We start from the raw sequence: 12,434 nt of genomic DNA on the forward strand, positions 1-12,434 counted from the left end.
GAGTATCCGTACGCACGAACAGCTCCGACCCGGCCTGGAGGATCATCCAAGCGCGGGGGTGTCGGGGTCGGCGGCCGGAAAGGAGCGCGTTCGCCGGCCGTTCACCGGAGTCCACGGTTGGGGGCGGGGCCCGCTGGTTAGCATGAAGGCTGCCCTATGCCCAGTTTCGCCCAGCAACGGAGCCTGACGATCACTATGAGTCAACGGTCCGCGATGCGTGCCCGGCTGGAGCGGCTGGCCCGCGAAATCGCGAAGTTCGGGGCGGTGGGCGCCGTGGGTTTCGTGGTGAACTTCATCGTCTTCAACATCTGTGTGCACGGCTTCGACCTCGCGGTGGTGCGCTCGGGCGTCATAGCGACCGGCGTCGCGATCGGCACCAACTACGTGGGCAACCGCTACTGGACCTACCGGGCCGGTGACAAGAACCGGCGCAGCCGCGAGCTGACCCTGTTCCTGCTGTTCAGCGGCGTCGGCCTGGTGATCGAGAACGGCATCCTGGCGCTCTCGCACTACGGCTTCGGCCTCACCACGCCGCTGGCGGACAACATCGCCAAGAACGTCGTCGGCCTCGGTATCGGCACGGTCTTCCGCTTCTGGTCCTACCGCACCTGGGTGTTCCGGGCGCTGCCCGCCCGTGAGGCTGTGGAGACTGCTGAATCGTTCCTGGACGACCGCCCGGAGCGGGCCGGGACGGGCGACGCGGCCCGGTGACGGCCCCCGGGCCCCGCGCCCGGCCCGTCAGTCCTCCTGGGGCTCCCCGTGGTCGCCCGCCTCACGGCTCAGGAACAGCGCGAAGACCGGCGGATACGGCTGGAGCAGTTCGAGCCGCCCGCCGTCCGCCTCCGCCAGGTCACGGGCGACGGCCAGCCCCAGGCCCGTGGAGTTCCGGCCGCTGACGGTCCGCTCGAAGACCCGCGACCCGAGGTCCGGTGAGACCCCCGGCCCCTCGTCGGTGACCTCCACGACGGCCTGGTTGCCGGTGACCCGGGTGCGCAGGGCGACCGTGCCGTCGCCGTGCATCAGTGAGTTCTCGATGAGGGTGGCGAGCACCTGGGCGACCGCCCCGGGCGTACCGACGGCCCGGAGCCCCTGCTTTCCGGAGCGGACCAGGGCCCGGCCCTCGCTGCGGGTGGCGGGCCGCCATTCCTCCAGCTGCTGCTTGATGACCTCGTCGAGGTCGAAGCTGACCGCCGAGCCCGACTGCGGGTCGCGGGAGTTCGTCAGCAGCCGCTGGACGACGTCGGTGAGCCGCTCGACCTGGGTGAGGGCGATCGTCGCCTCGTCCTTCACCGTCTCGGGGTCGTCGGTCAGCGTGATCTCCTCCAGCCGCATCGACAGCGCGGTCAGCGGCGTGCGGAGCTGGTGCGAGGCGTCGGCGGCGAGGCGCCGCTCGGCGGTGAGCATCCGGGCGATGCGCTCGGCGCTCGCGTCCAGGACGTCCGCGACCCGGTCCAGCTCGGGCACCCCGTAGCGGCGGTGGCGGGGGCGGGGGTCGCCGGAGCCGAGCCGCTCGGCCGTCTCGGCGAGGTCGGTCAGCGGGGCGGTGAGCCGGTTCGCCTGGCGCACGGCGAGGAAGACGGCGGCGATCACGGCGAGCAGCGCCACCGCGAGGATCACCATCAGGGTGCGGCCGAGCTCCCTGCTGACCGCGGAGCGGGACTCCTCCACCCGTACGGTCTCGCCCTGCTCGCCCCGCTCCGTCGAGGCGATGACCTCGCCCTCGGGGCGCTCGCCGATCTCGATGGCGGCCCGGCCGGGGATGTCGACCCGCGCGTACCGGTCGGGGGTGATCTGCTCGCGCAGCACCCCCGACTCCACCCGCTCGCCGCCGATCAGCCGGCTGTCGAGGATGCTCACCAGCCGGACGGCCTCGGACTGCACGCTCTCCCGCGCGCTGCTCTCGATCGTGCGGGTCTCGACGATCACGAGCGAGATGCCGAACACGGCGATCACGACGAGCACGACGGCGAGGGTGGAGTTGATCAGTCGGCGGCGCACGGTGCCCTCCGGGCGGGGTGGTACGAACACAGCCCGGCGGAGGCCGGTCAGCTCTTTTCGAAGCGGAAGCCGACGCCTCGGACGGTGGCGATGTAACGCGGGTTCGCGGCGTCGTCCCCGAGCTTCTTGCGAAGCCAGGAGATGTGCATGTCGAGCGTCTTGGTGGACGACCACCAGGTGGTGTCCCAGACCTCGCGCATCAGCTGGTCACGGGTGACGACCCGGCCCGCGTCCCGGACGAGCACCCGGAGCAGATCGAACTCCTTCGCGGTGAGCTGGAGTTCGTCGTCGCCCATCCAGGCGCGGTGCGACTCGACGTCGATCCGCACGCCGTGGGTGGTGGGCGGCTGCTGCGGGGCCTCGACGGTGCCGCGGCGCAGCAGGGCCCGTACCCGCGCGAGCAGCTCGGCCAGCCGGAACGGCTTGGTGACGTAGTCGTCGGCACCGGCGTCCAGGCCGACCACGGTGTCCACCTCGTCGGCCCGGGCGGTGAGCACGAGCACCGGGAAGCCGTGACCCTCCGTGCGCAGCCGGCGGCAGACCTCCAGGCCGTCCATACCGGGCAGGCCGAGGTCGAGAACCAGCAGGTCGACCCCTCCCTTGAGGCCGGCGTCGAGCGCCGTGGGGCCGTCTTCACGCACCTCCACCTCGTACCCCTCGCGGCGCAGCGCGCGTGCGAGCGGCTCCGAGATCGAAGCGTCATCCTCGGCGAGCAGTACTCGGGTCATGGGGTGATGGTAGTCCGCTCGACCGCATGTCAGGAGGGGGATGGGGCTACCTGCGGCAACAGCGCCACCAGCCGGTCTGGACCATTGAATGTGGGCAAACAGTTCCAGATGGACCTGTGATCCATCTCTCAACTCCTTCCATACGCGGGCGGGGTGTGACGTATGGTGACGGGAAGTCTGTAGCACTACCGGGGGCCTTCGGCATGTCCAACACGCCGGGGGTCTCTGCTGTGCGCGGTACTGGCCCACCCAGTCCCGTCACAGAGAATGACCTGACGGCCGGGTCCGCCGCGCGAAGGTGCGCGGGGGCGTGGATCCCGGTGCGCGGCTGTCCTGCCGATCTCCTCTACAGAGGTGCGTCGAACCCCTGGGGCGTGGGGGCGGGCAGTGCGGTGCCCGGTGCCGGCCAACCCCCACCCGGGCGCGCAGCAGCTCCACGCGCGTCCCGAGCACCCAAGGACTGACCATGGCGTCCAGCCTGACGAAGGACAGAGCCGAGCAGGAGAAGACCTCTCCGGGCTCCGGCGAGACGTTCTTCGGCCACCCCCGCGGCCTGGCCCCCCTCTTCATGACGGAGATGTGGGAGCGCTTCAGCTACTACGGAATGCGCGCCCTTCTCGTCGTCTACCTGATCGCCGGCGGCCCGGACGCCAAGCCCGACAGCCAGGGCGGCGGTCTGGCGATGCCCGAGGCCAACGCGGTGGCCATCTACTCCGTCTACGTGGCGATGGTCTACCTGCTCGCCATGCCCGGCGGCTGGTTCGGCGACCGCGTCTGGGGCCCGCGCAAGACGGTCACCATCGCGGCCGCGACCATCATGGTCGGCCACCTGGCGCTGGCGATCCCCGGCAAGCCCTCGTTCTTCGCGGGTCTGGCGCTCGTCGCGCTCGGTTCCGGTCTGCTGAAGGCCAACATCTCCACGATGGTCGGCCACCTCTACGACGGCCCGAAGGACCCGCGCCGGGACGGTGGCTTCACCGTCTTCTACATGGGCATCAACCTCGGTGCCTTCTTCGCGCCGCTGGTCATCGGCACCGTCGGCCAGAAGGTCAACTGGCACCTGGGCTTCACCATCGCCGCCGCCGGTATGGCGCTCGGCCTGGCGTTCTTCCTGTGGGGCACCCGTCACCTGGACCCGAAGAGCAGCGTCGTCCCGAAGCCGCTGTCGGCCGCCGAGAAGAAGACGACGCTCACCAAGGGTCTGATCTGGCTCGCCGTCGCGGCGCTCTTCTACGGCGTCGTCGGTGGCACCGGCCACTTCACGCTCAACTGGGCGCTGATCCCGATCACCGTCGCCGGTCTGATCATCCCGATCACCGTCCTCGCCCGCATCAAGCGCGACAAGGAACTGTCGGCGACCGAGCAGACCAAGGTCAGCGGCTACATCTGGTTCTTCGTCGCCGCCGCCGTGTTCTGGATGATCTTCGACCAGGCGGGCTCGACGATGTCGACCTTCGCCGAGAAGAAGACCGCGGACAACGTCTTCGGGATCGAGTTCCCCTCGACCTGGTTCCAGTCGGTCAACCCGCTGTGGGTCATGGCGCTGGCCCCGGTCTTCGCCTGGCTGTGGCTGTGGCTCGCCCGCAGCGACCGCGAGCCGAGCACCACGGTGAAGTTCGCGATGGCCATGGTCGTCATCGGTGCCTCGTTCTTCGTCTTCGCCGTCCCGATGGCGATGGCCGGCGACGGCACGAAGGTCAGCCCGATGTGGCTGCTGTCGATCTACATGATCCAGACCATGGGTGAGCTGTGCCTCTCCCCGGTGGGTCTGTCGCTGACCACCAAGATGGCGCCGCAGAAGTACGCGAGCCAGATGATGGGTGTGTGGTTCCTCGCCGTCACCGCCGGTGACTGCACCACGGGTCTGCTGTCCATCGCGGGCGTCGACCTCAACGGCACCGGCATGATCCTGCTGCAGGCCTCGCTCGCGGCCATCGCCGGTTTCGCGGTGTGGATGTACCGCAAGAAGATCGAAGCCCTGATGGGCGACGTGAAGTAACCCCTTACGGTCGTGACAGGGCCCCGGCGCGGATCTCCGCGCCGGGGCCCTTCGCGTGTGCCCGTCACCGTCTGCCGTGTCTCAGCGACGCAGCCGGCGCCCGGGGACGAAGGCGAGGACCGCGCCGCCGACGAGGACGAGCGTCCCGGCGGCGAGGGCGAGGGCCTTCAGGGGGCCGCTCGCGCCGGTCGCGGCGAGACCGCCGGAGCCGCTACCGGTGCCGGTTGTTCCGCTGGCGCCCGTCGCCCCGGTGGTACCAGTGGTGCCAGTGGTTCCCGTTGTGCCTGTAGATCCAGTGGTGCCTGTGGATCCTGTGGTGCCCGTGGTGCCGCCGGGCTGTTCCTTGGTGTCCACCTCGAGGGACACGCCGGGGTCCTTGGCCGGGGTGCAGACGGTGGTCGTCCCGAGGGCCTTGACCGTCAGGACCCCGGGCGTGAGCGTCGCCTTGCCGCTCGCGCCGGGCTTGTACGTGCCCTTGAGGTCGGGGACGACGATGGGCTGCCCGGTCTTGATCGGATCCTTGTTGGGCTCGCCGACGACCTCGACCTTGCCCTTGTCCGCGCCGCCGACGGTGACCGCCATGGACGGGACGACGGACTTGGCGGGGATCTCGGCGGGGCTGTCCATGACGGACTTGCCGAACTTCACGGTGAGGTCGAAGACGCCGCCCTTGCGGAGGGCGTTGATCTGGACCGGGGAGGTGACGTTCTTGTCGCCGATGGGCGTCTTGCACTGGTAGTCGACGTTCAGCTCCTTGCCCGTGAGGGGCCCGTCACCGGGGTCGCTGCCGCCCGTGGTGCCACCGGTGCCGGTACTGCCGGTGCTGCCGCCGGTGGTCGTCGTGGCGCCCGTGGTGCCCCCGGCCGTCGTACCACCGGCTGTCGTACCGCCTGTGGTCGTGGTCCCACCGGTCGTCGTACCGCCGGTCGTCGTGCTGCCACCGGTCGTCGTCGTACCACCGCTGGTGCCGGACGAGCCGTCCGTCACCTTGATCGTGGCGGCGGGCTTCACCGCCTCCTTCGGTGAGCACTTGGTGTCCGTGGGCAGCGGCTTGCTGACGTTGATCGCGTAGGCGCCGGGGGTGAGCGTCACCTCGCCCGCCTTCGTCAGCTTCACCTTGGCCTTCATGTCGGGCAGGATCATGGCGCTGTTCTTGGGGATGGGCGGGTTCTGGCGCGGTCCTTCCACGGCCAGCTCACCGGTCTGCGCACCACCGAGCGTGATCTTCCCGGTCGGTTTGACGGTGTCCTTGTCCAGATCGAGGATGTCGGGGTTCTTGGAGGCGGCCTGGACCGTCTTCCACACCACCTCGACCTCGTCGCCGACCTTCGCCGTCGCCGGGGCGGTGATGTCCGCCCGCGTGGTGCCCTGCACGGGCGGCAGCTGCGAGATCGGGGGCGGTATGCACTCGGTCGCGTAGGACACCTCGGCGGCCTGCACGGTACCCGCGCTCAGCAGCGTGCCCGCGCCCCCCAGCATCAGCGCGAGCCCTGCCGCGCGTGCTCTCCGTCGCGTACTCACGTCGTTCCCTTCGTCGGTCCGTCCTCGGATGGTGCGGAAACCCGTGGCTGCGCGTCTCCGGCGAACCACGGGAGGCCCTCGCGGGCGTCGGGGCTCCCGCGAGCAGCCGCTCCCGGGCCGCCCCCGGCCCCCGCGCCCGGCGGGCTCGGTCGTGAGGAGGGCCGGGTCCAGCCCCTGGGGGCCCGTACCGACCGGTGGCGGCGGCCCGTACCGCCCCTCGCCTCCGGTCCGTCCCGGCGGCGGCCCGCGGCTGCCACCGCCGCCATCGCCGCGCGGAAGACCGTCGCCGGGACGACCACGCACAGCAGGGTCCAGAACAGCGTCACGCCCCACGGCCGGGGCACGTCCCACGGTTGCTCGACCAGCAGCTTGCCGCCGTACTCGAGCGAGACGGCGTAGTCCCCGTGCGCCCCGGCCGCCAGCTCCACGTCCAGCGCGACCCGCGCCTTCGCGCCGGCGGCGACCGTGCCGCGCCAGCGCTGTTCCTCCCAGGCCGGGGCGAGCACGCCGTGCGCGGTGCCGACGCGGAAGACCGGGTCCCGGACGGGGGTCGCTCCGAGGTTGCCGACGGTGACGACGAGCTTGCGCCGCGGGGGTGCTCCGAACCAGGTCAGCAGCCCGCTCGAGCCCTCCAGCCGCGCCCCGAGCACGCTCAGCCGCTCCCGGCCCGTCTGCCGGGGCAGCGGCTCGACCGGGTGACCGGCGATGCGGAACGCGGCGTCCGCGGCCGCCCGCTCGCCCGTGACGGTCGCGACGTGCACGACACACGGGCACGGCTTCGGCGGCTCGGCGACGGGGATCTTCCGGCTGAATCGGCCGTCGTCGCCGACGGTGGCCGCCCGGCCGTCGCCGTTGGCGCAGTCGTTGGTGCCGCCGACCATGTTCTGTCCGCAGATCAGCAGCGTCAGCAGGGCCCCCGGCCGCCATCCCGTGCCGGTCACGGTGACGCTGCCGCCCTTGCCCGCCTCGGCGCGGTCCACGGCCACCGTGGGCCCGTCCGCCGTCGCCCGTCCGGCCGGCAGCAGCACCAGCGCGGCCACGGCGAGGAGTACGGCGGCCAGCACCCCGGGCCTTCCCGGGCGGCTCATGCCGTGGCTCCCGCGCCGCGACGGCCACGGCGGCGCACGAGGAACCGGCCGGCCACGCCCGCGACCGCCAGGCCGAGCCCGGCCGGCACGGCCGGTACGAGCCAGGGCAGCGGGGTGTACGAGCCGGAGGCGGTGGCCGGGGCGGCCCCCGGGGCCTGCGCGGTGATCCGGACCTCGACCGGGTCCAGCCGTGGGGCGTCCGGCCACTTCTCCGTCAGCCGGACGCTGCCGCCCGGCGCCAGCGCGGCGGGGACGTCGCGCGCGACGCGGTTCAGCACCTCGCCGAAGTGGCCCTTCGCACGGATCGTCAGACGCGGGGCGAGGGTGGTGTTCCCGCGGTTGACGAGGGCGTACCGGATGACCGCGGCCCCGCCCGTGCCGCTGACCCGTACATGCTCGACGGTCAGCGCGGGCAGCGCCGAGCCGCTCACGCGCACCGCCATCGGCACCCGGACCCGCAGGCCCTCCCCGGTGGCGACGACCGCCGCGTGGTGGTCGCCGGGCGCGGTGCCGGCCGGGACGGTGACGGTGAGCGGCACGTCGGCGCGGGTGCGCGGCGGGACCCTCACCCGCCGTTCGGCGAGGGCGATCCACGGGCCGGTGCCGCGCAGGGCGACCGTGCGCGCCCGGTCGCCGGGATTGACCACCGTGAGCCTGTCCTCGATCACCGTGCCCGGCCCGCCCTCCAGGAAGAAGGAGGAACGGTCCTCCGCGCCCGGCCCCCGGGTGCCGCCCGGCGCGGGAGCGGCCGACCAGGGCCGGGGCTCCGCGGCGGCGGGCGCCGTGGACAGCGCGCACAGCGCGGCGACGGCGGCGGCACGGATACAGGTGGTACGGGACGGCATCGGCGGCTCCCTGGGCGGACGCGTACGGGCCTCGTGGCCGCGCTATCGGGCGGTGCCGGTGCGCTGACGCCGGGTCAGCCAGAGGGTGCCGGCGATCCCGGCGAGGAGCACGGTGCCGCCGAGGGTGCCGAGGGCGACGGCCGCGTCCGCGGGCCCGGTCCGCGGCAGCTCCCCGCCGCCGGTGGAGCCCGCACCCGTGGTCGTAGTGCCACCCGTGGTCGTAGTGCCACCCGTGCTCCCGCCCGTACCACCCGTATCGCCTGCCCCCTTCACGTCGAGGGTCAGCGACGGCTTGGGGGCGTTGGCGGGGGTGCACGTGGTCGTCGTGCCCAGCGCGACGATGGTGAGGGTGCCGGCCGTGAAGGTGACCTTGCCGCTCTTCTTCGGGGTGTAGGTGCCCGACAAGTCGCTGATCTTTATCGGGGTGTCGGCCGGAACCGGCGCGTCGTTGGCGGGCCCCGCGACGGCCACCGTCCCGCTCTCCGCGCCGCCGAGCTTGATGACCGCGCTCGGCTTCATCGCGCCCTTGCCGAGCTCGACGGGACTGGAGGAGACGCCCTTCTGGAAGGACATGGTGAGTTTGTAGGCGCCGCCGCTCGCCACACCCTTGATGTCGATGGGCGATACGGCGCTCTTGTCCCCGATCGGCGTCTTGCACTGGTAGTTGACGTCGACCGTCTCGGCGTGCGCGGCCGGGGCGAGCAGCAGTGCCGTTCCGCCGGCGAGGGCCGTGGCCAGGGTCAGCGCGCCGGCGCGGCGCACGGGGGCGCGGCGGACGTGCCGTCGGGGGTGGCGCTGGGGGTGGGACACCTCGTTCCCCTCTCGTCCGGTGCCGTACCGAAAATCACTGACGACACATCAGATCGGGCGCCGACAGTACGCCGGGGACCTTGTCGAGGGAAGACGCAGAACACGCCGCCGTGGTGTCCGGCGGCGCGTGCGGGCGGCGTCCGTGCCCGGCCACGGGGGCCGGGAACAAACGGAAGGGGCAGGTCAGCCGGTCGACGGGGAGCGGCCGGCCGGCTTACGCGGGGGCGGCCAGCTCGGCCCAGACCGTCTTGCCGTTGCCGCCCTCGTTGCGGACGACGCCCCAGTCCAGGCAGAGCCGCTCCACGATGAACATGCCGTGGCCACCGGGGCGGCCGGCGCGGTGCGGATGGCGGGGGGTGGGCGTACCGCTGCCGAGGTCGACGACCTCCAGCCGCAACACCTTGCCCGCGAAGGCCACCCGCAGCTCGTCGGGGCCGTTCGCGTGCAGGCAGGCGTTGGTGACCAGCTCGGAGACGACGAGCAGGACGTCCTCGGCGGCGGCCCGGTGATCGGCGCTCGCCGCGGGCAGCCAGCCCCAGTCGTACAGCGCCTGCCGCGTGAAGTCGCGGGAGCGCGGCACCGCGCCGCTGACGCCGACGAGGTGGAGCCTGCGGACCTGCCCGCTCGGCCGCGGCGGACCCGGCGAGGCTGCGCCGCCCGCCTCCGGACCGCGATCGCCCGGCTGCGGGTACGGCCGGGTGGTGCTCATCAGCGCTTCACCTCACCGATTCACCGATTGAGAAATGTTGGATACCTGGCACATTGAACAGATTCAGCAGACTCCTGCCCGACCGATCCGTGAGAACACCCACTTCTTCGGCGCGGTTCCTGTGACTCGGATAACGCATGAGTAACGCCACAGGAAGCGGGCCGGACGGTGGACGGGCCGGACGGCCGGCGGAGCCGGGCGCGTGGATCAGCCGGCGATCGCCGCGTCGACCGTGTCGTGCACGGCGAAGACGGCCTCGGCTCCGGTGATCTCGAAGACCCGGGCGACCACGGGCTGCATGGCGGCCAGGTGGATCGCGCCACCGACCGCCTCGGCCTTCAGCCGGGCGCCGAGCAGCACGTTCAGCCCGGTGGAGTCGCAGAACGCCAGCTCGGAGCAGTCCACGATGACTCGGGTCCCGGCTTCCTCGGCGCACGCCTCCAGGGGCTCGCGCAGCAATTCCGCCGTATGGTGATCGAGCTCACCCGCCGGTCTGACGATCGCGCTCGTCCCCTCCCGCCGGACCTCTACATTCAGCCGGCCCCTGCTCGCACTGCCGACCATCCCGCGGTCCATGCGCGTCCCTTCTCGGTGTGCTGCGTGGTGTTGCTGTATCTGCGTGGCGCTATGAGAACCCTACGCCTTTGATACGCAGGCTGGAAGCCGAAGATCCGTCATTTTCGGATATAAGCGGACAACGTGGACTTGCCATGTGGTGGTGAAGACGGGTAGGGCTAGATAGGTACATCCACCACGGACGGCTTTGGAGGCGCCGCACACCGCAGCAAGAGGTCACGGCATCGGCAGCCATACGCCGAGAATGATGGAGGACACCCATGTCACCCCGGCTCGACGAACCGCGCACCGAATCTTCTCGGGAGACCGCCTCGTCGACAACCCCGCCCGAGCAGATCGAGCCCGAAAACCTGGCTCTCCCCGAGATCCCGCCGTACGACGAGGTGGGGCCGGTCGACGCGCGGGCCCTGTCCAAGACGCTCTTCGCGCGCCTCGAGTCGCTCGAAGAGGGCACGCACGAGTACTCCTACGTACGCAACACCCTGGTCGAACTGAACCTGGCCCTGGTGAGGTTCGCCGCCTCCCGGTTCCGCTCCCGCAGCGAGCCGATGGAGGACATCATCCAGGTCGGCACGATCGGTCTGATCAAGGCCATCGACCGCTTCGAGCTGAGCCGCGGCGTCGAGTTCCCGACCTTCGCCATGCCGACGATCATCGGCGAGATCAAGCGCTTCTTCCGCGACACCAGTTGGTCGGTGCGGGTCCCGCGACGGCTCCAGGAGCTGCGGCTCGACCTGGCCAAGGCCGGGGACGAGATGGCGCAGCAGCTCGACCGCGCGCCCACCGTCGGCGAGCTGGCCGAGCGGCTCGGCATCTCCCGCGAGGAGGTCGTGGAGGGCATGGCCGCGAGCAACGCGTACACCGCGAGCTCGCTGGACGCCCAGCCCGACGAGGAGGATTCCGAGGGCGCGCTGTCGGACCGCATCGGCTACGAGGACCACGGGCTCGAGGGCATCGAGTACGTCGAGTCGCTCAAGCCGCTGATCGCCGAACTGCGCCCGCGCGACCGGCAGATCCTCTCGCTGCGCTTCGTGGCGAACATGACGCAGTCGGAGATCGGGGAAGAGCTCGGCATCTCCCAGATGCACGTCTCGCGTCTGCTGGGGCGGACGCTGGGACGCCTCCGCAAGGGGCTGCTGACGGAGGATTAGCCTCCGGCTCCCCCGCCCCTTTCGCAACGCCGCGCGCCGCCCGGAGACCCCGGGCGGCGCGCGGCGTTTCGGGCGCGATGGCGGTGAACGGGCCCGGCAGCCGTCAGGCCGCCGTCGCCACCCTCTCCGTGGCGGCCAGGAGGGCCGCGAGGGAGGAGCGGGCTTGTTGGAGGTCGGTGATGTGGGTGTCGAGTTCGGTCAGGCGGGTGCGGAGGTGGGTCGTGACGCAGGGGTCGAAGTCGGTGCCCGCGCCCTGGACGCAGGGGAGGATCTCGCGGATGACACGGGTCGGGAGGCCGGCCGCCAGGAGGACGCGGATGCGGTGGACCGCCTCGGGGGCGTCCGGGGCGTAGCGGCGGTGGCCGCCGCCGGGGCGGTGGGGGCTGAGCAGGCCCACTTCCTCGTAGTAGCGCAGGAGGCGCACGCTCACGCCGGTGGCGCGCGCCAGCTCTCCGATCTTCATATGGTCTGCCTCACAAGGGCTTGAATCTCACACGGGTGTGAGAATTTAGCGTGGCGTCCATGACGAACACAGCCACCGGCGCCACTCATTCCCCGACTTCCCCGGCCGCACCGCCCAACAACAGCAACCCCTTCAACCTCCGTGTCATCGAGGAGTTCCGGGCCAACGCGGGCCGGGTCGGCGGGCAGTTCGCCGGTACGAAGCTGTTGCTGCTCACCACGCGCGGCGCCCGCAGCGGGCTGCCCCGTACGACGCCGCTCGTTCATCTCCCGGACGGTGAGCGGCTGATCGTCTTCGCGTCGAACGGCGGTGCGCCCGTCGCACCGGGCTGGTTCCACAATCTGACGGCCGCGCCCGAGGCGGTCGTCGAGGTCGGCGGGGAGCGCTATCCCGTGCGGGCCCGCCTCGTCGAGGACTCCGCGCGCGAGGCGGTGTGGGAGCGGCAGATCGCCGCCGACCCCGCGTTCGCGGACTTCCGGCAGCGGGCGCTGGCGTCCGGGCGGGACATTCCGCTGGTGGCGCTGGAGCGGGTCGGCTAGCGCGGGG

General features: G+C 71.7%; 13 protein-coding genes. 4 read left to right on the top strand and 9 right to left on the bottom strand.

The genetic code is table 11. The features are described 5' to 3' along the window. Window positions 1–195 precede the first annotated feature (195 nt). Window positions 196–711, top strand: coding sequence for a GtrA family protein (locus AB8O64_RS14650; protein ID WP_356456081.1), 516 nt, complete (start codon window positions 196–198; stop codon window positions 709–711). A gap of 27 nt (window positions 712–738) precedes the next feature. Here AB8O64_RS14650 and AB8O64_RS14655 read toward each other — a convergent pair whose 3' ends face one another. After that, a complete protein-coding gene (locus tag AB8O64_RS14655) occupies window positions 739–1,998 on the bottom strand; it encodes an ATP-binding protein (RefSeq protein ID WP_370419574.1) in 1,260 nt (419 codons plus the stop codon). A 47-nt stretch (window positions 1,999–2,045) separates the two neighbouring features. Further along, entirely contained in the window at window positions 2,046–2,726 is a 681-nt protein-coding gene (locus AB8O64_RS14660) for a response regulator transcription factor (protein ID WP_130878187.1), read from the bottom strand. Between the two features lie 466 nt (window positions 2,727–3,192). On the opposite strand from AB8O64_RS14660, the gene AB8O64_RS14665 reads away from it, so the two are divergent. Beyond that, window positions 3,193–4,725 carry a peptide MFS transporter gene (locus AB8O64_RS14665; protein ID WP_370419575.1) on the top strand — a complete coding sequence of 511 codons (1,533 nt, stop codon included), beginning with the start codon at window positions 3,193–3,195 and terminating at the stop codon, window positions 4,723–4,725. A gap of 81 nt (window positions 4,726–4,806) precedes the next feature. Here AB8O64_RS14665 and AB8O64_RS14670 read toward each other — a convergent pair whose 3' ends face one another. From AB8O64_RS14670 to AB8O64_RS14695, 6 genes are all read right to left on the bottom strand, one after another. Further along, the gene (locus tag AB8O64_RS14670; RefSeq protein ID WP_370423870.1) at window positions 4,807–6,204 is read right to left on the bottom strand and encodes a hypothetical protein; all 1,398 of its coding nucleotides are present in this window, start codon (window positions 6,202–6,204) and stop codon (window positions 4,807–4,809) included. Window positions 6,205–6,242: 38 nt separating this feature from the next. Next, a complete protein-coding gene (locus AB8O64_RS14675) occupies window positions 6,243–7,334 on the bottom strand; it encodes a hypothetical protein (protein WP_370419576.1) in 1,092 nt (363 codons plus the stop codon). Then, window positions 7,331–8,179: a hypothetical protein gene (locus AB8O64_RS14680; protein ID WP_370419577.1), complete on the bottom strand. Its 849-nt coding sequence runs from the start codon at window positions 8,177–8,179 to the stop codon at window positions 7,331–7,333. Before AB8O64_RS14680 ends, AB8O64_RS14675 begins: the two co-directional genes overlap by 4 nt. 42 nt (window positions 8,180–8,221) lie before the next feature. Next, window positions 8,222–8,989 carry a peptidase gene (locus tag AB8O64_RS14685; RefSeq protein ID WP_370419578.1) on the bottom strand — a complete coding sequence of 256 codons (768 nt, stop codon included), beginning with the start codon at window positions 8,987–8,989 and terminating at the stop codon, window positions 8,222–8,224. Between the two features lie 214 nt (window positions 8,990–9,203). Next, a complete protein-coding gene (locus tag AB8O64_RS14690; RefSeq protein ID WP_361927607.1) occupies window positions 9,204–9,698 on the bottom strand; it encodes an ATP-binding protein in 495 nt (164 codons plus the stop codon). Between the two features lie 207 nt (window positions 9,699–9,905). Beyond that, window positions 9,906–10,274, bottom strand: a complete 369-nt coding sequence (locus tag AB8O64_RS14695; RefSeq protein ID WP_370419579.1) for an STAS domain-containing protein — start codon at window positions 10,272–10,274, stop codon at window positions 9,906–9,908. Window positions 10,275–10,534: 260 nt separating this feature from the next. On the opposite strand from AB8O64_RS14695, the gene AB8O64_RS14700 reads away from it, so the two are divergent. Next, complete coding sequence (locus tag AB8O64_RS14700) at window positions 10,535–11,425, top strand: RNA polymerase sigma factor SigF (protein WP_370419580.1); 891 nt, start codon at window positions 10,535–10,537, stop codon at window positions 11,423–11,425. Between the two features lie 103 nt (window positions 11,426–11,528). Here AB8O64_RS14700 and AB8O64_RS14705 read toward each other — a convergent pair whose 3' ends face one another. Next, window positions 11,529–11,888, bottom strand: coding sequence for a MerR family transcriptional regulator (locus AB8O64_RS14705; RefSeq protein ID WP_370419581.1), 360 nt, complete (start codon window positions 11,886–11,888; stop codon window positions 11,529–11,531). 59 nt (window positions 11,889–11,947) lie between these two features. Here AB8O64_RS14705 and AB8O64_RS14710 point away from each other — a divergent pair, with 59 nt between their 5' ends. Further along, window positions 11,948–12,427, top strand: a complete 480-nt coding sequence (locus AB8O64_RS14710; protein ID WP_370419582.1) for a nitroreductase/quinone reductase family protein — start codon at window positions 11,948–11,950, stop codon at window positions 12,425–12,427. Window positions 12,428–12,434 lie beyond the last annotated feature (7 nt).

This window comes from Streptomyces sp. QH1-20, from assembly GCF_041283565.1.
Classification (GTDB): domain Bacteria; phylum Actinomycetota; class Actinomycetes; order Streptomycetales; family Streptomycetaceae; genus Streptomyces; species Streptomyces syringius.

Bases quoted from the DNA above. Each gene is read 5' to 3' on its own strand.
- AB8O64_RS14650 (WP_356456081.1), top strand. From the start codon at position 196: ATGAGTCAACGGTCCGCGATGCGTGCCCGGCTGGAGCGGCTGGCCCGC.
- AB8O64_RS14660 (WP_130878187.1), bottom strand. From the start codon at position 2,726: ATGACCCGAGTACTGCTCGCCGAGGATGACGCTTCGATCTCGGAGCCG.
- AB8O64_RS14665 (WP_370419575.1), top strand. From the start codon at position 3,193: ATGGCGTCCAGCCTGACGAAGGACAGAGCCGAGCAGGAGAAGACCTCT.
- AB8O64_RS14670 (WP_370423870.1), bottom strand. From the start codon at position 6,204: ATGCTGGGGGGCGCGGGCACGCTGCTGAGCGCGGGTACCGTGCAGGCC.
- AB8O64_RS14675 (WP_370419576.1), bottom strand. From the start codon at position 7,334: ATGAGCCGCCCGGGAAGGCCCGGGGTGCTGGCCGCCGTACTCCTCGCC.
- AB8O64_RS14680 (WP_370419577.1), bottom strand. From the start codon at position 8,179: ATGCCGTCCCGTACCACCTGTATCCGTGCCGCCGCCGTCGCCGCGCTG.
- AB8O64_RS14690 (WP_361927607.1), bottom strand. From the start codon at position 9,698: ATGAGCACCACCCGGCCGTACCCGCAGCCGGGCGATCGCGGTCCGGAG.
- AB8O64_RS14695 (WP_370419579.1), bottom strand. From the start codon at position 10,274: ATGGACCGCGGGATGGTCGGCAGTGCGAGCAGGGGCCGGCTGAATGTA.
- AB8O64_RS14700 (WP_370419580.1), top strand. From the start codon at position 10,535: ATGTCACCCCGGCTCGACGAACCGCGCACCGAATCTTCTCGGGAGACC.
- AB8O64_RS14705 (WP_370419581.1), bottom strand. From the start codon at position 11,888: ATGAAGATCGGAGAGCTGGCGCGCGCCACCGGCGTGAGCGTGCGCCTC.
- AB8O64_RS14710 (WP_370419582.1), top strand. From the start codon at position 11,948: ATGACGAACACAGCCACCGGCGCCACTCATTCCCCGACTTCCCCGGCC.